The following is a 19832-nucleotide window of genomic DNA, read 5'->3' as shown; positions in this document are numbered from 1 at the left end:
CCGTACGGGCGGACCGTACGGACGGGCCCGGCGTGCTCGCGCCCGGGAGAACGGGCGCTGCGGACCCGGACGGCACGACCCTGTCCCGGGGTCCTGCCGTGCGTACGGGTGGTGCGTGAACCGACTGACACGGGGCGGCTGCGTCACCAGGCCGGTCCCGTGCGTGTGGGAACGACATTAACCCCGCGGTAACTGGCGCGCCAGAGCGCGGAGATGTGAGCTGTACCGCCCAAATGTACCGATCATCGATGATCGATCAGGCGGGTGGGCGGAACTGTCCCGAACGCGGCGCGGCGCGGCTCGCGGACCCCTAGGGTGGCCGCGTGAACGAGGTACTGGAGCGCCTGCGGGCGGAGGCGGACGGATCGCCCGCGTACGAGGCGCTGCTGGCGGCCGAACCCGACGGGCTGGCCGCCTCGCTGACATCGGCCGGGCAGCCCCTGTGGGCCCGCGAACTGGCCGCGTACCGGCTGGGCATGGCGCGGGACCGGCGGGCCTTCGAACCCCTGGTCCTGCTGCTCAACCACCGCGACCCCGCGCGCTGCGAGGCCGCCGCGCAGGCGCTCGGCGTGCTCGGCGACCCGCGCACCGCCCGCGCGGCCGCCGCCCTCGCCACCAACACCCTGCGCACCGCTTACGCCCTGCACCCGGTCCGGCTGCTGGCCGCGCTGCGGGCGCCCGAGTCGGCCCCGGCCCTGATCTCGACCCTGTCGCGGCTCCTGGCCCCGCACGACCCGTACTGGCGGGTCGCCCTGGCCTGCGTGGAGGGGCTCGGCGCCCTGGCCGACGCCCGCGCCCGCGACGTCCTGGTCCGCGCCCAGGCCCACCCCCGCCTCGCCCTGGCGGCCACGGACGCCCTGAACCGGCTCCAGACCCGGCACCCGGACGCCTGAGCCCCGGCCCGGCGGCTCCGGCCCGCACGGCCCCGCCGCACGGGGTCCTCAGCCGGCCGTCGGGACGACCGCGAAGGCCTCGATTTCCAGGAGCAGCTCCGGCCGGAAGAGGGCCGCGACCTGCACCGCCGAGGAGGCCGGCAGCAGGTGCGGGGCGATGACCTCGTCGCGGGCCGCCCGCACCGCCGGGAGATGGGCCACGTCCGTGACGAAGTAGGTCAGCTTCACCACGTCCTCGAAGCCCGCACCCGCCGCCGCCAGGCACCGCCGCAGGTTCTCGAACACCCGGCGGGCCTGGGCGGCGGGGTCGCCCTCGCCCACCACCTCCCCCTTCTCGTCGAAGGCGCACTGCCCCGAGACGGCCACGAACCGTCCGCCGCCCCAGACGACGTGGCTGTACCCGGTGCCCGGGGCCACGCCCTCCGGCGCGGCGATCCGGGTGAGGTGGCCGCCGTCGTGCGCGGCGGAGGACGGAGGAGAGGTGGTCATGGGAGGATCCTGCCCTCCGGAGCTCAGCCGCGGAAGCCCAGCAGTCCGTGCAGGGCCGCGCCGCCCGCCGAGGCCGGGACCGCGCGCGTCGCCGTCGTCGGCTTCGGGGCGGGCTGCGCCGGGCAGGTGGCGTCGGATGCCTGACCCGTCCTCAGATAGGCGGCGAGCTTCTCGTCGAGGCACTTGTTGCCGCTCAGCGCGACGCCGTGGTTGCCCCCGCCCTCCTCCACCACCAGCGCCGAGCCCGCCAGCCGGTGCCGCATGCCCACCGCGCCCTCGTACGGGGTCGCCGCGTCCTCCGTCGCCTGGAACAGCAGCGCGCCGGGCAGCTCCGTGTTCGTCACGTCCGGGGCCCGCAGCGGCTCCGTCGGCCAGAACGCGCACGGCGCGTTGTACCAGGCGTTGTTCCAGGTCATGAAGGGCGCCTTCGCGTGGGTGCGCCACATGTCGGCGCGCCACCGGTTCCAGTCCTTGGGCCACGCCGAGTCCCGGCACTGCACCGCCGTGTACACGCTGTAGGAGTTGCCCGCCGACGGCTCCACCGCCCCGAACCGCTCGTACGCCGCCACCAGGGGCTTGGGGTCCTGCTTCACCGCGTACGCCGCGAAGGCCTCGGCCAGGTGCGGCCAGTAGCCGTTGTAGTAGCCGCCCGGCATGTACGTGTCCTCCAGCTCGGCCGGCCCCACCTTCCCGCCGGCCGGCACCCCGCGCAGGGCCTCGCGCATCTCGTACCAGCGCCGTTCGACGCCGGCCGGGTCGGTGCCCAGGTGGTAGGTGGAGTCGTACTGGGCCACCCAGGCCAGGAACGCCTTGTGGCGGGCGTCGAAGGCCTGGTCCTGGGCCAGGTTGTCCTCGTACCAGACCCCGCCCGGGTCGACCACTGAGTCCAGCACCAGCCGGTGCACCCGCCCCGGGTACAGCTTGGCGTACACCGCGCCCAGGTAGGTGCCGTAGGAGTAGCCGAAGTAGCTGACCTTCGGCGCGCCCAGGGCGGTGCGCAGCACCTCCAGGTCGCGGGCGGCCGAGACGGTGCCGATGTACGGGAGCACGTCCGCGTGCTTCGCCTGGCAGGACTCGGCGAAGGACCGCACCCGCTCCAGGTTCGCCTGCTCGGTCGCCGCGTCCCGCGGCACGGAGTCCGGCCGCACGGGCTTGAAGTGGCCCGCCCCGCAGTCCAGGGCGGGTTCGCTCCGGCCCACGCCCCGGGGGTCGAAGCCGATCACGTCGTACTGGGCCGCCACGTCCTTGGGCAGGGCCGAGGCGACGAACCCGGCCAGGGCGCGGCCGCTGCCGCCCGGACCGCCGGGGTTGACCAGCAGCGGGCCCTGGGAGGCGGAGGCGGTGTGCGGGACCCGGGTCAGGGCCAGGGAGATCTGCCGCCCGGCGGGCCGTTCGTGGTCGAGGGGGACCCGCAGGGAGGCGCACTGCAGCGTCGGGTAGCGGGGGGTCGCGCAGCCGGTCCAGCGCAGGCCGGCGGCGGCCGGGGCCGGCGCCGGAGCCGGGGCGGCGGTGACGGGGCTCGCCAGGCCGGCGGCGACCGTGGAGATCGCCAGCAGCAGGGCGGCGCGCCTCTTCGCGGGGCCGCGCTGCTTCGCGGGGTGCGGTACGGGGTGGAGCATGGGGCCTCCCAGCCGAGGGGTCTGGGCCGAATCGTCCCGGAAACCGCGCCCGGAAAGCGGGATTGGGCTGCCTATTGGCCCGATGTGATGACCCCTCGGCAGGCGTCCGGGTCACGGGCCTGGCGGCCGGGGCCGCGGGGGAGCCCGAACGGATCGGCCCGGCCGGGCCCGCCCTCGGCCGGCGCGGCCGGGCACCGCCCCTGCCCGGGGGGCCGCAGATGGAGTACCGCGGGTGTCACGCGCACGCCGCCCCGCCGCCCGGGCCGCCCGCCGGCCGTGCGGACGCCCGCACCCCGGATTTGGGCCGCCGCCCCCGAGGTGGTTGGCTTGCCGCGAAGAACGGACACAACTGCTGGAGGAACAGTCATGGCGCAGGTCGAGGCCACCACCGAGCGCATCATCGGGGCCGACGCGGAGACCGTCTTCGACGCGCTGGCGGACTACACCGGCACCCGGGGCAAGCTGCTCCCCGAGCACTTCAGCGAGTACGAGGTGCGCGAGGGCGGCGACGGCGAGGGCACCCTGGTCCACTGGAAGCTCCAGGCCACCAGCAAGCGCGTCCGCGACTGCCTGCTGGAGGTCACCGAGCCCACGAACGGCCAGCTCGTGGAGAAGGACCGCAACTCCTCCATGGTCACCACCTGGACCGTGACCCCGGCCGGCGAGGGCAAGTCCAAGGCCGTCGTCAGCACCGTCTGGAACGGCGCGGGCGGCATCGGCGGCTTCTTCGAGCGCACCTTCGCGCCCAAGGGCCTCGGCCGCATCTACGACACCGTCCTCGACAACCTGGCCCGGGAAGTCGAGGCCTGACCGGCGCCGCCGGCCGCCGTCAGGGCGACTCCCCGCGGCCGGCTCACCGGTTCGGGTGGAATTCCCGGACCCGCGGCGTACGTCCCCGGCGCCCCGGCCGCACGCGTGCCGGGCCCGCCCCCCGCGCCCGCGCGGTCCGGGCGTGGCCCCGGGGCGCGGGCGCGGCCGGGCCGCTAGGGTGGGCCCCTGTCGCAGCGACCCACCGGGGGCCCGATGAAGATCCTCATCTCCGCCGACATGGAAGGCGCCACGGGCGTCACCTGGCCCGCCGACGTGCTCCCCGGAACCCCTCAATGGGAGCGCTGCCGGGGCATGTTCACCTCCGACGTGAACGCCGCCGTACTCGGCTTCCACGACGGCGGCGCCGACCGGGTCCTCATCAACGAGGCCCACTGGACCATGCGCAACCTGCTGTTGGAGAAGCTCGACGCCCGCGCCGAGATGATCACCGGCCGGCACAAGTCCCTCTCCATGGTCGAGGGCGTCCAGCACGGGGACGTGGACGGCGTCGCCTTCGTCGGCTACCACACCGGCGCCGGCGCCGAGGGCGTCCTCGCCCACACCTACCTCGCCAACTCCCTCACCGGCGTCTGGCTCGACGGCCTCCGCGCCAGCGAGGGCGTGCTCAACGCCCATGTCGTCGCCGAGTACGGGGTCCCCGTCATCCTCGTCACCGGCGACGACCTGACCTGCGCCGACGCCGCCGGCTACGCCCCGGACGCGCGCACCGTCGCCGTCAAGGACCACGTCTCGCGCTACGCGGCCGTCTGCCGCACCCCGGCCCGTACCGCCGCCGACATCCGCGCCGCGGCCACGGAGGCCGTGAAGCTCGCCGTCCGGCACGAGCCGGTGCGCGGCGGGCCGCACACGATGGAAGTCGAGTTCGACGCCGAGCACCTGTCGATGGCCGCCACCGTCGTCCCCGGCGTCGAACGGACCGGCGAGCGCAGGATCGCCTACACCAGCGGGACCATGTACGAGGCGATCCGCACCTTCAAAGCGGTCACCACGGTCGTCTCGGCGGCTCTGGAGGAGCAGTATGGCTGACATGGAACGGGTGGACTGCGGCCCCGGCACGGGACCCCACGGCACGGCGGGGCCCCGCGGCACGGCCCCCGGCGCGACGGCCGTGCGCGCGGCCGGCCCCGACGGGATCCCCCTCGACCGGGCGGCGGCCCTCGGCGCGGCCCCGGCCCCGGGCGGGGCGGCACTCGACGCGGCCGCCTTCGACGAGGTGGTCGAGTTCACCTCCGGGCTCATCCGCATCGACACGAGCAACCGGGGCGGCGGCGACTGCCGGGAACGCCCCGCCGCCGAGTACGCCGCCGAACGCCTCGCCGCCGCGGGCCTGCACCCCGTCCTCCTGGAGCGCACCCCGGGCCGCACCAACGTGGTGGCCCGCCTGGAGGGCACCGACCCCTCCGCGCCCGCCCTCCTCGTCCACGGACACCTCGACGTCGTCCCCGCCGAAGCCGCCGACTGGAGCACGGACCCCTTCTCCGGCGAGGTCCGCGACGGGGTGGTCTGGGGCCGCGGGGCCGTCGACATGAAGAACATGGACGCGATGGTGCTGGCCGTCGTGCGGTCCTGGGCACGCACCGGGACCCGGCCGCGCCGGGACGTCGTCCTCGCCTTCACCGCCGACGAGGAGGACAGCGCCGTCGACGGCTCCGGCTACCTCGCCGACCGCCACCCGCACCTCTTCGAGGGCTGCACGGAGGGCCTCAGCGAGTCCGGCGCCTTCACGCTGCACACCGGCGCGGGACGGCCCCTCTACCCCATCGCCGCCGGCGAACGCGGCACCGCCTGGCTGAAACTGACCGCGCACGGCCGCACCGGACACGGCTCGAAGCCCAACCGGGCCAACGCCGTCACCCGGCTCGCCGCCGCCGTCGCCCGCATCGGCGCCCACGAGTGGCCGGTCCGCCTCACCGGCACCGTCGCCGCCTGCATCGGCGAACTCGCCGCCCTCCAGGGCCTGTCCGGTGACCCCCGCGCCCCCGGCTTCGACCTCGACGCCGTCCTCGAAGCCCTCGGCCCGACCGCCGCCCTCGTCGAGGCCACCCTGCGCAACAGCGCCAATCCCACCATGCTCAGCGCCGGCTACAAGCTCAACGTGGTCCCGGGACAGGCCATCGCGTACGTCGACGGACGCACCCTGCCCGGCGGCGAGGCCGAGTTCGCCGCCGTCCTCGACGAGCTCACCGGCCCCGACGTGGACTGGGAGTACCACCACCGGGAGGTCGCCCTCGAAGCCCCCGTGGGCGGGCCGACGTACGCGGTCCTGCGCGAGGCCGTCGAGCACTTCGACCCCGAGGGACGCGCCGTGCCCTTCTGCATGGCGGGCGGCACCGACGCCAAGCAGTTCTCCCGCCTGGGCATCACCGGCTACGGCTACTCCCCGCTCAGGCTGCCGCCGGGCTTCGACTACTGGTCCCTCTTCCACGGCGTGGACGAACGGGTCCCCGTCGACGCGCTGCACTTCGGCGTCCGCGTCCTGGACCGCGCGCTGCGGAACCTGTGATGGGGGCCCGGTGATGGCGGCGGCCGCCGCCTGCGCCCCCTACGGCAGCTGGCCCTCCCCGCTCGCCGCCGCACACGCGGCCGCCCATGACGGACGGCCCGAGTACGTCGGCACCATCGGCCCCGAGGTGTGGTGGACCGAACCGCGCCCCGAGGAGGGAGGCCGCCGCACCCTGGTCCGCCGACCCGCCGACGGCGGACCCGCCCGGCCGGTGCTGCCCGCCCCGTGGAACGTGCGCAGCCGGTTCACCGAGTACGGCGGCCTGCCCTGGGCGGGCGCCGAACGGGTCGACGGGGGGCCGCTGGTGGTGTTCGTCCACCACGCCGACCAGCGGCTGTACGCCTACGAGCCCGACGCCCCCGGCGCGCCCCCGCCCCGCCCGCTCACGCCCGTCTCGCAGACCGGCGGCGGCCTGCGCTGGGCCGACCCGGTGCTGCGCGGGGGCGAAGTCTGGTGCGTGCTGGAGGAGTTCACCGGACCCGCCCCGGGCGACGTGCGGCGCGTCGCGGCCGCCGTCCCGCTGGACGGCTCCGCCGCGGGGGACCGGGCCGCCGTGCGGGAGCTCACCGACGACCGGCACCGCTTCCGCACCGGGCCGAAGCCCTCCCCCGACGGGCGCAGCGCCGCCTGGCTGGTGTGGGACCACCCCCGGATGCCCTGGGACGGCACGGAGCTCCAGCTCGCCGACGTCCGTCCCGACGGGACCCTCGGCACGCCTCGCACGGTGCTCGGCGGGCCGGACGAGGCCGTGGCCCAGGCGGCCTGGGCCGCGGACGGGAGCCTGCTCGCGGTGAGCGACCGCAGCGGCTGGTGGAACCCGTACCGGGTGGACGCGGACGGCGGCGGGGCCGTCAACCTGTGCCCCCGCGAGGAGGAGTTCGGCGGCCCCCTGTGGAAGCCGGGGCTGACCTGGCTGGCCCCGCTGCCCGGGGGCACTTCCCCGGCCGCCGCCGGGGAGACCCCCGCCCGGCCCGAAGGCTCCGGGGGAGGGACGTTGGCCGTCCTGCACGGCCGGGGCTCCTGCGTCCTCGGCGTCCTGGACCCCGACAGCGGCGACCTGGTGGACGCCGCCGGACCCTGGACGGCCTGGCAGCCGGGCCTGGCCGTCAGCGGCAGCCGCGTCTACGGGGTCGCCGCCAGCCCGCGCAGCGCCTACGAGGTCGTCGAACTGGACACCGCCACCGGACGCGCCCGGGTGGTCTCGGCCCGTGCCGCGGACCCCGTGGACCCGGCGTACTACCCCGAGCCGCAGAGCCGGACCTTCCCGGGCCCCGGCGGCCGCGAGATCCACGCCCACGTCTACCCGCCCCACCACCCCGCCCGGCGGGCGCCCGCCGAGGAGCTGCCGCCGTACGTGGTGTGGGCGCACGGCGGGCCCACCGACCACGTGCCGCCCGTACTGGACCTGCACATCGCCTACTTCACCTCGCGCGGCATCGGCGTCGTCGAGGTGAACTACGGCGGGTCCACCGGCTACGGCCGCGCCTACCGGGAGCGGCTGCGCGAGCAGTGGGGCGTGGTGGACGTCGAGGACTGCGCGGCCGTCGCCCGGGCCCTGGCCGACGAGGGCACCGCCGACCCCGGCCGGCTCGCCATCCGCGGCGGCAGCGCGGGCGGCTGGACGGCGGCCGCCTCCCTGGCCGCCACCGGCCTGTACGCCTGCGCGGCGGTCATCTACCCGGTCCTGGACCTGCGCGGCTTCGCGGCCGAGACCCACGACCTGGAGTCCCACTACCTCCACGGCCTGGCCGGCCCGCCGCAGACCCTGGAACTGCGCTGCCGCGAACGGTCGCCCGTCTCCCGCGCCGACCGGATCACCGCCCCGTTCGTGCTCCTCCAGGGCCTGGACGACCCGGTCTGCCCGCCCGCCCAGGCGGAACGCCTGCTCGCCGCCCTGCGCACCCGCACCCCGGTGGTCCCGCACGCGTACCTGACCTTCGAGGGCGAGGGCCACGGCTTCCGGCGCGCGGACACGATGGTCCGGGCCCTGGAGGCGGAACTGACCCTGTACGCGCGGGTCTTCGGCCTCGACCGCCCGGACGTGCCGGAGCTGGAGCTGTACGGGGACAGGTCCTGAGCGGGCCGGACCGGGAGCGGCCCCTCAGCCCGTCCGCAGCCAGACGCGGAGCGGGCCGAGCGGGGTGAAGCCGGCGCGGACGGCGGTGTCGAGGTCCTCCCCGTGCTCGTAGCCCACGACCGGGAGCCGCGGCCAATGCCGGGCGGCCGCGTCGAGGGCGGCCGCCCAGGCCGCGCCGGCACCGGCCCCGGTCCCCGCGAACACGTTCGAGACGCCCACCGCGCCGCCGCCGGTGCTGAGGACGGCCCCGGCCGTGATCCGGCCCCCGGCGCGGCCCGCCAGGAAGAGGATCCCCTCCCGCAGCAGCCCGGGGTGGAAGAGCCCCCGGCCGTCACCGCCCGACCAGGCCGCCTCCCAGGCCTCCAGCTCCCCGGGCCCCTCGACCTCGTCCCACTCCAGCGGGACGCCGGCCGGGGCGGCGGGAACGGCGGCCCCCGCCGGGCGGTGGATCCACTGCGCCTCGAAGAGCACGGTGAAACCGGCCGGGGCCAGGTCGAGCGAGGCGAAGCTGTCCTTCACCGAGCAGCCGGGGCCGGCGGTGTCCACCCCGGCCAGGACCTCGGCGGCCGAGGCCCCGGGATCGAGGGTGACGGCGTCGGGGTACAGCGGCGGAGTGCGCCGGGGGCTGCACCACACGCCGTCGCGGAAGCGGCCGGAGCGGGACACCGCGGCGCACCACTCGGCGTTGTTGCGGGCGGCGGCGCGGAGCAGGGCGTGGGGATCCGGGTCGATGGTCACACCGGGCATGCTGCCACGGGCCGTAGCCTGGGGCGATGCCGTATTCGACGCCCCCGTACCTGAGGGAGGGTCCGCGGGTCGGGCTGCGCCCCTTCCGGCCCGCCGACGGAGCGGAGTTCACCGCCCGGGTCCGCGAGAGCCGCGCACTGCACCGGCCCTGGCTGTTCCCGCCCGCCACGCCGGAGGAGTACGGGCCGTACGCCGCCGCCCTGGCCGAGGGGGAGTCCCGGGCCGGGTTCCTGGTCTGCGAGCTCGCCGGCGGGGCCATCGCCGGCTTCGTCAACGTCAACAACATCGTCCGGGGCGCCTTCCAGTGCGGGGCCCTGGGGTACGGGGCCTTCGCGCACGCCGCGGGGCGGGGGCTGCTGGGGGAGGGCCTGGACCTCGTCCTCGCCCACGCCTTCGCCGACACCGGCCTGGGCCTGCACCGGCTGGAGGCGAACATCCAGCCGGGCAACACCGCGTCCATCGCCCTGGTCCGCGGCCGCGGGTTCCGCAGGGAGGGCCTCTCCCCGGACTTCCTCCACGTGGCCGGAGCCTGGCGCGACCACGAGCGCTGGGCCCGCACGGCCCCGGCGGACTGACGGCGCGCCGCCCGCCGCCCGCCCGGCCCCGCCCCGCCGGATCCGGACGCGTGTGCGGGCGGCTTCCCCGCGGTCCTGGTCGCGGGGGCCTTTGCGTAATCCTGACCGGTGGTGATGTGCGGAACCCCTGTGCACCGGCCGTGGCGGCGTGTTCCATTCCCCCATGGCCACCACCGTCCGACGTGTCCCACTGACCCTCCCCGCCGCCCCCCTCGGCCCCGACAACCCGCTGCCCGCCCTGCGCGCCCCCGACGGGGTGCACGGCCTGGACGAGCGCTCGCGCGCGGGGCTGCCGCGCGACATGGCCCGCCAGATCGGGTACGAGCCGCTGCGCTCCCTGCTGCCCGTCCGGATCCGCGACGGGTACGGACGGCTGCGCGCGGAACGGGAGTTCGAGGCGGTCGTCATCGACAACGGACGGCTGCGCGCCACCGTCCTCCCCGGGCTCGGGGGGCGCGTCCACTCCCTCGTGCACCTGCCCACCGGCCGTGAACTCCTCTACCGCAACCCGGTGTTCCAGCCCGCGAACTTCGCCCTCAACGGGGCCTGGTTCTCCGGCGGCATCGAGTGGAACATCGGCGCGACCGGCCACACCGCCCTGTCCTGCGCCCCCTTGCACGCGGCCCTCGTCCCCGCGCCCGACGGAGGGGTGATGGTGCGGCTGTGGGAGTGGGAGCGGCTGCGCGACCTGCCGTTCCAGGTGGACCTGTGGCTGCCGGAGGACTCGGACTTCCTGTACGTCGGGGTCCGCGTGCGCAACCCGCACGAACGGCCCGCCGCCGTCTACTGGTGGTCCAACACCGCCGTCCCGGAGGACTCCGGCACCCGGGTCCTCGCCCCCGCCGAGGAGGCCTGGCACTTCGGGTACGAGCGGTCGCTGCGGCGGATCCCGGTGCCGCGGTGGGAGGACGCGGACCGTACGTACCCGCTGGACAGCGCCTACCCCGCCGACTTCTTCTACGAGGTCGAGAGCGCGGCCGCCGACCGGCCCTGGATCGCCGCCCTCGATGCCGACGGGCACGGCCTGGCACAGGCCTCCACCGGGCTGCTGCGCGGGCGCAAGCTGTTCGTGTGGGGCGCGGGCGCGGGCGGGCGGCGCTGGCAGGAGTGGCTCACCGAGCCGGGCACCGGGGGCTACGCGGAGATCCAGGCCGGGCTGGCCCGCACCCAGCTGGAGCACGTACGGCTGGAGGCGGGCGAGGAGTTCAGCTGGCTGGAGGCGTACGGGCCGCTGTCGGCGGAGCCGGGCGCGGTGCACGGCGACGACTGGGCGCGGGCGCGCACGGCGGCCGGGGCGGCGCTGGACGCGGCGCTCCCGCCCGGCACGCTGGACGCGGCCCACGGGGCCTGGCGGGACGGGTACGCCGACACCGATCCGGACGGCGGGCCGGGGCAGTGGCTGGCGCGGGGGTCGGGCTGGGGCGCGCTGGAGGTGCTGCGCGGGGGCTTCGCCCTTCCCGGCACCCCCTTCCCGGAGTCCACCCTGGAGGAGGCCCAGGAGCCGTGGCTGGCCCTGTGGCGGACCGGTGCCCACCCGGCGCCGCGCCGGGTCGTCCCGCCGGGGCCCAGCCTCGTCGCCGCGCACTGGCGGGACATGCTGGAGACCGCTCCGGCGGACCCGCTGACGGAGTACCACCTGGGCGTGGCCCAGTGGCACGCGGGCGACACGGCCCAGGCCGTGCGCAGCTGGGAGCGCGGCCTGGCGCTGGCGCCGTCGCGCTGGCCGCTGCTGCGGTGCCTCGCGGTGGCGGACGAGCTGGCCGGGGACCGGGAGCGGGCGGCCGACCGGTACGCGCAGGCGTTCGAGGACCTGGCGGGGGAGAGCCGCGGCGGTGACGCCTGGACGGCGGCGGAGTCCGCGCTGGGCCGGGAGGCCATGACCGCCCTGCTGGCGGCGGGCCGGCCGGCCGGGGCGCGGGCGGTCTGGGACCGGCTGCGGCCGGCGCTGCGGGAGCAGGGCCGCTTCCGGCTGCTGGCCGCGCGGCTGCTCGCGGCGGAGGGGCACGTGGGCGCGGCCCGGCGGGTGTTCGAGGACGGCTTCGAGACGGCGGACCTGAGGGAGGGGGAGGAGACCCTGTCGGAGGTCTGGTCGACCCTGTCCGAGGCGCCGCTGCCGCCGGCCTACGACTTCCGGATGCACCCGCCGGCGTAGGGCTCCGCGCCCCGCCCCCGGGAGCCCGCGGCGGGCGGGCAGGTGCCCCGGCCCCGCCGGTCAGGGGCGCAGCCGCCGGGAACGGGCGGCGGGCGGGCAGGTGCCCCGGCCGGCGCGGCCCCGCGCGGCGGACGCGCCGGCCCGGGCTCAGGGCCTCAGGCCCGGCACAGCAGTTCCCCGTTCAGCACGGAGAACCACGCGTCCGGCGAGGCCCCCCACGCCCGCCAGGCGGCGGCGACGTCCTCCAGCCCGGCGGACGTCGCGTGGCCGCCGCCCTGCGCGACGGCCGCGTACGAGGAGGCCGTCGTCCGGTCCGCCCACAGGGCCGACCACCACGCCACCTCCTCCGCGGTCGCGTAGCACCACGCCGTCGCCGACGCCCGCACCTGCGTGAACCCCGCCGCCCGGGCCCAGGACAGCAGGCGCCGCCCGGCATCCGGTTCGCCGCCGTTCGCCCGGGCCACCCGGCGGTACAGGTCCAGCCACTCGTCCAGCCCCGGCGTCGCCGGGTACCAGGTCATCGCCGCGTAGTCCGCGTCCCGGACGGCCACGATCCCGCCCGGCCGGCACACCCGCCGCATCTCGCGCAGGGCCCGCACCGGGTCGCCGACGTGCTGCAGTACCTGGTGGGCGTGGACCACGTCGAAGGCGTCGTCCGGGAAGTCCAGTGCGTGGACGTCCGCCACCGCGAACTCGACGGCCCCCTCCAGCCCCCGCTCGGCCGCGTACGCGCCCGCCGCGGCCAGGACGTCCGGCGCCGCGTCGACGGCCGTGACCCGCCCGCCGGGGGCCACCAGTTCCGCCAGGTCCGCGGTGATGGTGCCAGGTCCGCAGCCCACGTCCAGCACCCGCATGCCCGGCCGCAGCTCCCCGACCAGGTAGGCGGCCGAGTTGGCGGCGGTGCGCCAGCGGTGCGAGCGCAGGACCGACTCGTGGTGGCCGTGCGTGTAGACGGCCGTCTCGTGCGCGGTCGGCTCGGGCGCCGTGCGGGCGTCGCTCATGGCGGGCTCCTCCTCGTCGTCGAAGTGCTGTGATCACCGTAGGGGATCCGACCGTCATCTGAGATCTGCGTTTCGAAATATGGACGTCACCCTTTGGTTCCAAGGGGGTTGGACGGGTCGGTGGCAGGGCAGGGCAGGGGCGAGGACAGTGGGGCCCAGGGGGCGGCGGCATGTCCGGCGCCCCATCGCCAAGGACGGTGAGGACGATGCCGGAGACGCTGCTCGAACAGCACGCCGCGGCGCTGCGGTTCTTCGGTGAGCGGGTGCGGGCCGTCGCGGACGACCAATGGGACGCGCCGACCCCCTGCACCCAGTGGACCGTGCGGGACCTGGTCAACCACGTCACCGGCGAGCAGCTCTGGATCCCGCCCCTCGTCACGGAGGGCCGGTCGGTGTCCGAGGTCGGGGACGCGCTGTCCGGGGACCTCCTCGGCGGGGATCCGGCGGGGGCCTGGGAGCGGGCGGCGGCCGCCGGGCGGGCGGCCTTCGGTGTGCCCGGGGCGCTCGACCGGACGGTGCGGCTCTCGTACGGGCCGACGCGCGGGGCGGCGTACTGCTCGGAGCTGACCGCCGACTGCGTCGTCCACGCCTGGGACCTCTCGCGGGCCATCGGCGCGGACGACCGGCTGCCCGACGGGCTCGTGGAGTTCTCCCTCAAGGAGGTCATGCCGTACGCCGACGGCCTGGCGGCGAGCGGGATGTACGACGTGCCGCTGGACGTGCCGGCCGGGGCGGACGCGCAGACCAGGCTGCTGGCCCTGGTGGGGAGGCGCGGATGACCGGCCGGGAGGGCGCGGGACGCCGACGGAAAGCGGGCATCGTGGCGAAAACAATCGTATAAAGGGCACGTCAGTGGCGGCGGCGGCAAGGCACCGGGCAGTAGGAGGGCGGGCACGTGGCGGGGATGGCCGAGCGGACGACGGACGGGCCGGCCGGAGTGTGGCGCCTGGCCCCGGAGGGGCGTGGGCCCGTCAGGTACGGTCCCCCCGCCCCCGAGCCGGGCCTTCCGGTCCTGCCGGAGCTGAGGGCCGTCCTCGCCGGGGCGGCGGACCGGGCCGCCCCCGAGCCCCCGGGAGGCGGGAGGCCCCTCCGCGAGGCCGCCTGCCGGCACTGGGCGCGGCGCGGGCTCCCCACCGAGCCGGAGAACGTGGCCGCCGGGCCCGGCGCCCCCGCCCTGCTGCTCGCGCTGCTCGGCGCCTACGGGGGCGACGTGCTGCTGCCCCGGCCCTGCCCCGCCTGGTGGACCCCGCAGGTCCGGCTGCTGGGGCGGCGGGCCTACCACGTGCCCACCCCGGCCGAGTGCGGCGGCGTACCGGACCCGTACGCCCTGCTGGAGACCGTACGGCGGGTGCGTGCCGAGGGCGGCGACCCACGGGTGCTGCTGCTGTCGGTGGCCGACGACCCGACCGGCACGGTGGCGCCGCCCGAGATGCTGCGCGAGGCCTGCGAGGCGGCCGAGGGGGCCGGGCTGTTCGTGGTCAGCGACGAGAGCTGGCGCGACACCGTCCACCGGCCGCACGACACGCTCGTGCTGAGCCCCGCCGAGATGCTGCCCGCCACGGCCGCCGTGCTGGTCGACCTGTCCGGGGCGCTGCTGCCGGGCGGCTGGCCCGCCGCCGTGGCCCGCTTCCCCGCCACGCCGCGCGGCACCTGGCTGCGCGCCCGCACCCTCGACATCCTCACCGCCACCGGGGCGCTGGTGGCCGGCCCGGTCGCGGCGGCCGCCGCGCACGCGCTGGACGAGCCGGACGCCGTCGCCGGGCGGGCCTACGCCGCCGCCGCCCTGCACGGGGCCGTGGCGGCGGCCGCGCACCGGGAGCTGCTGGCCGTCGGGGCGCTCGCCCGGCCCCCGCAGGCCGGCCGCCACCTGTACGCCGACCTCACCCCCCTGCGCGCGGGCCTGGCCCGGCACGGGGTGGGCGACGCGATGGAGCTGGAGGACTGGCTCGGCGGACGGCTGGGCTCGCCGACGCCCGGCGGACAGCGGTTCGCGGACGACCTGGGCGCGCTGCGCGTACGGCTGTCGACCGGACCGCTGCTGGGCGCCACCCCGCACGAGAGGCTCGCCGCACTCGGCTCCCGCGACCCCCTGGACCTGCCGCACGTCCGCGGCGCGCTCGGCCTGCTCGGCTCGGTCCTGGCCGGGCTGGCCGACTGACACCGGCGCCGCCCGCCGCCTGAACGCCAGCGCCCGAACCGCCCACCGCCCGAACCGCCCACCGCCTGAACCGCCCGCCGCCCACGGAGCGGAGCGCCCGCTGCCGCGGCCCGCCGGGCGGGGGACTCCGTAAGATCGACTCCCATGGACCTCAGCGCGGACCTCCGGATGGCCTCGCCGCCCCCGGGGCGGGTGACCCTGTCGGACCGGCGGACGCGGCGCAGCTGGGAGGTGGAGCTCCAGCCCTACCGGATCGCCGTGTTCCCCGTCACCCAGGCCCTCTACGCCGAGGTCACCGGCGCCCGCCCGAGCACCTCCCACGGCGGCCGGCTGCCCGTCGAGGGCGTCTCCTGGTGGGACGCGGTCCGCTTCTGCAACGCCCTCTCGGAGCGGACGGGCCTCACCCCCGCCTACGCCGTGGACGGCGAGTCGGCCGACTGGGACCCGGCCGCCGACGGGTACCGGCTGCCCACCGAGGCCGAGTGGGAGCACGCCTGCCGGGCCGGCACCGGCGGGCCGCACTACGGCCCGCTCGACGAGATCGCCTGGTACCGCGGCAACTCCGGGGAGGCCCTCCACGAGGTCGGCGGCAAACGGCCCAACCCGTGGGGCCTGCACGACATGCTCGGCAACGTCTGGGACTGGTGCTGGGACGTCTACGACCCCGAGGTGTACGGCGGCTACCGGGTCCTGCGCGGCGGCGGCTGGTTCGACGAGCACTGGAGCCTGCGCGCCTCCGCCCGCCGCCGCAGCCACCCCTCCTACCGGGTCGACGACGTCGGGTTCCGCCTGGCCCGGTCCGGTCCTCCCGCCTGACGTGCCCCTGTCGTAGGAGGCCCGCCCTGGCATACGGTGCCCGGCACGGAGACACCCGTGGAGGAAGGCGCGTACGTGGACGACGGTGAGCTGCTGTTCCTGGGCGCGGCCCGGCAGGCCGAGCTGGTCCGGGCCGGGAAGGTGACCGCGCGGGCCCTCGCGGAGGCCTCGCTGCGCCGCATCGGGGCGCTGGACCCGCAGCTGGGCGCGTTCCGCGTGGTGCGCGCCCGGGAGCAGGTCCTCGCCGAGGCCGACGCCCGCGACGCGGCCAGGGCGGCCGGGACGGAACTGCCCCTGCTGGGCGTGCCCGTCGCGGTCAAGGACGAGCTGGACGTGGCGGGGGAGGTCACGGGCTTCGGCGGCGCCGCCAACCGGACCCCGGCCGCCCGCGACTGCGAGGCCGTGCGCCGGCTGCGCGCGGCCGGGGCGGTGGTCGTCGGGAAGACCGCCATGCCGGAGTTCGGGCAGTGGCCGTTCACCGAGTCCGCCGCCCACGGGCTCACCCGCAACCCCTGGGACACCTCCCGCACCACCGGCGGATCCAGCGGCGGCAGCGCCGCCGCCGTCGCGGCCGGCCTCGTCGGCGCGGCGCTCGGCGGCGACGGCGGCGGGTCCATCCGCATCCCCGCCGCCTGCTGCGGCCTCTTCGGCCTCAAACCGCAGCGCGGCCGCGTCCCCACCGCCCCGCAGCCCCACCTCTGGTACGCCCTCGGCACCATCGGCCCGCTCACCCGCACCGTGCGCGACAGCGCCCTGCTCTACGACGTCCTCGGCGGCCCCGCGGAGGGCGACCGCTGGACGGCCCGCCCCACTGGCACGAGCTTCCTGCGGGCGGCGTCCACCGAGCCCGGCCGACTGCGGATCGCCTGGTCGGCCAAGTCGGCCGTGCCCGGCGTGCGCCCCCACCCCGAGCACGTGAGCGCCCTGCGGCGGACCGCGCAGCTGCTGGGCGAACTCGGGCACGACGTACGGGAGGCGTCCCCGCGCTACCCCGACGCCACCGCCGCGTTCCTGCCGCAGTTCTGCGGGGGCGTGCGCGCGGAGGCGGCGGCCGTGGAGCGGCCCGACCTCCTGGAGCGCCGCACCCGGCAGACCCTCCTGCTGGCCCGGCTGGCGCCGGAGGCCGCGGTGGAACGGGCCGTGCGCGCGGGGGAGCGGCTGGCCGAACGGGCCGACCGCGCCTTCGCCGGGGCGGACCTGCTGCTCACCCCGACGCTCGCGCACCGGCCGCGGGGGGTCGGGGCGCTGGACGGCGCCGGGTTGGCGGGGGCGCTGCTGCGCTCGCGCCCGATGATCGCCTACACCGCGCTGTGGAACGTCACGGGCCATCCGGCCGCCTCGGTCCCGGCGGGCTTCGGCACGGACGGGCTGCCGCTCGCCGTCCAACTGGTCGCCCGCCGGCACGAGGAGGCGACCCTCGTGCGGGTCGCGGCCCAACTGGAGTCCGCCCGCCCGTGGTCCACCCGCGTCCCGGCCCTGGCGGCCGGCTAGGACCCGTCGGGCCCGGGGAGCGGCCCCCGCTCCCCAGGGGACCGCTCCCCGTCGGCGACGGCCGGGGCGGCGGGGGCGGGCAGGAGGAAGCGCCCCGCCTTCAGGGCGAGTTGGCCCGCGAAGTACTCCGCCGCGTCCGGCCGCATCCGCGCCAGCGCCACCATCCCCGTGATGATCACGTCGCACACCTCGTCGTGCACGTCGTCCCAGCTGTGCGAGTGCCCCTTGCGCGGATTGGTCCCGGTCGCGCCGATCACCGCCTGCGCGGCCTCGCCGAACTCCTCGCCGATCTTGAGCACTTGCAGGACGTGGCTCTGCGGCGGCACCACCCCCCGCTCGGCGGAGGCCGCGTCGAAGCGGGCGGCGAGGGCGTGGACCGTCTCCCAGGGCGCGGCCGCACCCCCTGCGGCGGATGCGGCGCCCCCCTCGGCGCCGCGGAGTTCCTGCGTCATCGGCCGCCCCTCGGCACCGCGGAGTTCCTGCGTCATCGGCCGCCCCTTTCGTCCCGGAGGCAGGGAGCCTACCCCGCTCCGCCCCGCCCGTCCCGGACCCGCCGCCACACCGCCGGGCCCCCGCTGATCAGCACCGTCAGCGCCACCGCCAGCGCCACGCCCTTCCACGGCTCGGAGAACAGCGACCCGCCCAGGATCCCGATCAGCCCGTACGTCGCCGCCCAGGCGAGGCAGGCGGGCGCGTCCCCCCGGGCGAACCGCCGCAGCGGCAGCCCGCCCAGCAGGCAGGCCAGCATCACCGGGATCCGCCCCGCCGGGACCAGCCGCGACAGCACGAGGACCGACACCCCGTGCTCGTCCAGCCCCGCCCGCGCCCGCTCCAGCCGCTGCGGCGAGGCCCGCGCGCGCAGGGACTCCAGCCGGCGCGAGCCGCCCCGCGACCGCACCCCGCGCTGCCCGAGCCAGTACAGCGCGACGTCGCCGACGAAGGCCGCCACCGCCGCCACCGCGCACACCACCGGCACGCCCAGCGGCAGCGACCGCTGATGGAGCGCCACCACCGCGGCCGTGCTCACCAGTGCCCCCGTCGGGATCACCGGCACCAGCGCCCCCAGCGCGACCAGCACGAACAGCGCCGGATAGCCCACCGCCCGCTGGGTCGTCTCCGGCGGCACCCGCCCGACCACCTCCGCCGCCCCCTGCCACCACTGCGTCACGGGAGCCGCACCCGCTCCCCGTGCGCCAGGACCCGTACCGCCACCTCCGGCGCGAGCACCCCCGCCAGCCGGGCGAACTCCTCGCCCGGCGCGTGGAACTCGTGCGGCCGCACCGCGTCCATGCCGATCGGCCAGTACGTCCCGTAGTGCACCGGCACCGCCGCCCGCGGGGCCAGCAGCGCCAGCACCCGCGCGGCCCCCTCCGCGTCCAGGTGCCCCGGCCCCAGGTACGGCCCCCAGCCGCCCACCGGCAGCAGGGCCACGTCCACCGGCCCCGTCTCCTCGGCCATCGTGTCGAACGGCCCCGTGTCCCCGGCGAAGTACGTCCGCGCCGCTCCCTGGACCACGTACCCCAGCGCCCGCACCCGCTGCGGCCCGACCGGCAGCCGCCGCCCGTCGTGCCGGGCGGCCACCGCCCGGACCCGCACGCCCTCCCGTACGCCGACCTCCTCGCCCGGGAGCACCTCCGTCACCGCCAGCCCCCGCGCCCCCGCCAGCCGCGCCAGCCCCGGCACCGCCCGGAGCGCCCCGCGCGGCACCACGACCCGGGTGCCCCGCGCCAGCCGGGCCAGCGACGGCAGGTGCAGGTGGTCGGCGTGCAGGTGCGAGACCAGCACCACGTCCGCCTCGGCCGCCTCCGGCGGGGGCACCGCGCCGCGGCGCCGCCGCAGGTGCGCGAACCGCCGGACGAACAGCGGATCCGTCAGCACCCTCACCCCGGAGTCCCGCACCGTGCACGCGGCATGCCCCCACCAGGTGATGTCCACCGGCACCCCCGCACCCCCTTCCCTCGACTCCCCGAGCCTAGGCTTTCCCCCACCGGTTCGCCCGGAAGCGGAACTCCGCCGCCCCCCTCCTCCCCGGGCCCGGATCGGAGTAGGGTCGGGCGCCATGGATGCGCTGCGCGTGGCCGCGATCGCCAGCCTGGCCCCGCTCGAGGAACTCGATGCCGACCCCTTCGCCGTGGACACCCGGAGCCAGCAGGCCATGTGCGCGCGCTGGGCCGCGGCGCAGGGCTACGTGGTCACCCGGCAGCTGCTCTTCTACGGGCTGCGGGCCGACCACTGCGGACTCTGGAGCGACGTGGAGGCGGGCCAGGTCGACCTGTTCGTCGCCCCGAACCGGCGGGTGCTCGCCCGTGCGCTGCGCTCCGTCGAGGAGTTCACCGCCGAGTGTGCGCGCCGCGGGGTGCGCCTGGAGACGGCCGGGCTCGACGAACCGCGCTACACCTCCGCCATGAAGGCCGAGGTGCACCGCAGGCTGTCCATGCCGACCGCCGGCTACGACGGCACCTGAGCACCACCGCCCTCGC

At 77.1% G+C, this 19832-nt stretch carries 19 protein-coding genes; 12 read left to right on the top strand and 7 right to left on the bottom strand.

Going from position 1 to position 19832, the window contains the following annotated elements; translation table 11 throughout:
* Window positions 1–323: 323 nt before the first annotated feature.
* Window positions 324–893, top strand: coding sequence for a HEAT repeat domain-containing protein (locus tag ACIRBY_RS17590; protein ID WP_403901417.1), 570 nt, complete (start codon window positions 324–326; stop codon window positions 891–893).
* Window positions 894–941: 48 nt separating this feature from the next.
* Here the strand turns inward: ACIRBY_RS17590 and ACIRBY_RS17585 are convergent, their stop codons facing one another.
* Entirely contained in the window at window positions 942–1382 is a 441-nt protein-coding gene (locus ACIRBY_RS17585) for a RidA family protein (protein WP_403901415.1), read from the bottom strand.
* 23 nt (window positions 1383–1405) lie between these two features.
* Window positions 1406–3001: an alpha/beta hydrolase gene (locus ACIRBY_RS17580; protein ID WP_403901414.1), complete on the bottom strand. Its 1596-nt coding sequence runs from the start codon at window positions 2999–3001 to the stop codon at window positions 1406–1408.
* 366 nt (window positions 3002–3367) lie between these two features.
* Between ACIRBY_RS17580 and ACIRBY_RS17575 the strand changes: the two genes are divergently transcribed.
* The 4 genes from ACIRBY_RS17575 to ACIRBY_RS17560 all read left to right on the top strand — a co-directional run bounded on the left by ACIRBY_RS17575 (window position 3368) and on the right by ACIRBY_RS17560 (window position 8412).
* Window positions 3368–3811, top strand: coding sequence for an SRPBCC family protein (locus tag ACIRBY_RS17575; RefSeq protein WP_403901412.1), 444 nt, complete (start codon window positions 3368–3370; stop codon window positions 3809–3811).
* Between the two features lie 213 nt (window positions 3812–4024).
* Complete coding sequence (locus ACIRBY_RS17570) at window positions 4025–4858, top strand: M55 family metallopeptidase (RefSeq protein ID WP_366452985.1); 834 nt, start codon at window positions 4025–4027, stop codon at window positions 4856–4858.
* Window positions 4851–6335, top strand: a complete 1485-nt coding sequence (locus ACIRBY_RS17565; RefSeq protein WP_403901411.1) for a M20/M25/M40 family metallo-hydrolase — start codon at window positions 4851–4853, stop codon at window positions 6333–6335. Before ACIRBY_RS17570 ends, ACIRBY_RS17565 begins: the two co-directional genes overlap by 8 nt.
* A 13-nt stretch (window positions 6336–6348) precedes the next feature.
* Window positions 6349–8412, top strand: a complete 2064-nt coding sequence (locus tag ACIRBY_RS17560) for a prolyl oligopeptidase family serine peptidase (RefSeq protein WP_403901409.1) — start codon at window positions 6349–6351, stop codon at window positions 8410–8412.
* A gap of 24 nt (window positions 8413–8436) precedes the next feature.
* Here ACIRBY_RS17560 and ACIRBY_RS17555 read toward each other — a convergent pair whose 3' ends face one another.
* The gene (locus ACIRBY_RS17555; protein WP_403901407.1) at window positions 8437–9159 is read right to left on the bottom strand and encodes a hypothetical protein; all 723 of its coding nucleotides are present in this window, start codon (window positions 9157–9159) and stop codon (window positions 8437–8439) included.
* 26 nt (window positions 9160–9185) lie between these two features.
* On the opposite strand from ACIRBY_RS17555, the gene ACIRBY_RS17550 reads away from it, so the two are divergent.
* Together ACIRBY_RS17550 and ACIRBY_RS17545 are read left to right on the top strand one after the other, a co-directional pair.
* On the top strand, window positions 9186–9734 hold the full coding sequence (locus ACIRBY_RS17550; protein WP_403901406.1) for a GNAT family N-acetyltransferase: 549 nt from the start codon (window positions 9186–9188) through the stop codon (window positions 9732–9734).
* Between the two features lie 163 nt (window positions 9735–9897).
* Entirely contained in the window at window positions 9898–11886 is a 1989-nt protein-coding gene (locus tag ACIRBY_RS17545) for a DUF5107 domain-containing protein (RefSeq protein ID WP_403901404.1), read from the top strand.
* Window positions 11887–12041: 155 nt separating this feature from the next.
* Here ACIRBY_RS17545 and ACIRBY_RS17540 read toward each other — a convergent pair whose 3' ends face one another.
* Entirely contained in the window at window positions 12042–12887 is an 846-nt protein-coding gene (locus ACIRBY_RS17540; protein WP_403901402.1) for a methyltransferase domain-containing protein, read from the bottom strand.
* A 206-nt stretch (window positions 12888–13093) separates the two neighbouring features.
* On the opposite strand from ACIRBY_RS17540, the gene ACIRBY_RS17535 reads away from it, so the two are divergent.
* From ACIRBY_RS17535 to ACIRBY_RS17520, 4 genes are all read left to right on the top strand, one after another.
* Window positions 13094–13666 carry a TIGR03086 family metal-binding protein gene (locus tag ACIRBY_RS17535; protein ID WP_403901400.1) on the top strand — a complete coding sequence of 191 codons (573 nt, stop codon included), beginning with the start codon at window positions 13094–13096 and terminating at the stop codon, window positions 13664–13666.
* A gap of 125 nt (window positions 13667–13791) precedes the next feature.
* Entirely contained in the window at window positions 13792–15045 is a 1254-nt protein-coding gene (locus tag ACIRBY_RS17530; protein ID WP_403901640.1) for an aminotransferase class I/II-fold pyridoxal phosphate-dependent enzyme, read from the top strand.
* Window positions 15046–15189: 144 nt separating this feature from the next.
* Window positions 15190–15861 (top strand): formylglycine-generating enzyme family protein, encoded by a 672-nt coding sequence (locus ACIRBY_RS17525; RefSeq protein ID WP_403901399.1) that lies wholly within the window; start codon window positions 15190–15192, stop codon window positions 15859–15861.
* Window positions 15862–15918: 57 nt separating this feature from the next.
* A complete protein-coding gene (locus ACIRBY_RS17520) occupies window positions 15919–17352 on the top strand; it encodes an amidase (RefSeq protein WP_403901397.1) in 1434 nt (477 codons plus the stop codon).
* On the opposite strand, the gene ACIRBY_RS17515 is transcribed toward ACIRBY_RS17520, so the two are convergent.
* From ACIRBY_RS17515 to ACIRBY_RS17505, 3 genes are read right to left on the bottom strand one after another with little or no spacing between them, the layout of a single operon-like run.
* Complete coding sequence (locus ACIRBY_RS17515; RefSeq protein ID WP_403901395.1) at window positions 17349–17840, bottom strand: MazG-like family protein; 492 nt, start codon at window positions 17838–17840, stop codon at window positions 17349–17351. The two genes, ACIRBY_RS17520 and ACIRBY_RS17515, sit on opposite strands and share 4 nt — an antisense overlap.
* Window positions 17841–17872: 32 nt before the next feature.
* Window positions 17873–18520 carry a DedA family protein gene (locus ACIRBY_RS17510; protein WP_403901394.1) on the bottom strand — a complete coding sequence of 216 codons (648 nt, stop codon included), beginning with the start codon at window positions 18518–18520 and terminating at the stop codon, window positions 17873–17875.
* The gene (locus tag ACIRBY_RS17505) at window positions 18517–19293 is read right to left on the bottom strand and encodes an MBL fold metallo-hydrolase (protein ID WP_403901392.1); all 777 of its coding nucleotides are present in this window, start codon (window positions 19291–19293) and stop codon (window positions 18517–18519) included. Before ACIRBY_RS17505 ends, ACIRBY_RS17510 begins: the two co-directional genes overlap by 4 nt.
* Before the next feature lie 118 nt (window positions 19294–19411).
* Here ACIRBY_RS17505 and ACIRBY_RS17500 point away from each other — a divergent pair, with 118 nt between their 5' ends.
* Window positions 19412–19816: a hypothetical protein gene (locus ACIRBY_RS17500; RefSeq protein WP_390689446.1), complete on the top strand. Its 405-nt coding sequence runs from the start codon at window positions 19412–19414 to the stop codon at window positions 19814–19816.
* Window positions 19817–19832 lie beyond the last annotated feature (16 nt).

This window comes from Streptomyces sp. NPDC096136 (assembly GCF_044763325.1).
Lineage (GTDB): Bacteria > Actinomycetota > Actinomycetes > Streptomycetales > Streptomycetaceae > Streptomyces.
The sequence above is the reverse complement of the archived record's forward strand: the minus strand, read 5'-3'. Positions and strand labels throughout refer to the sequence as shown.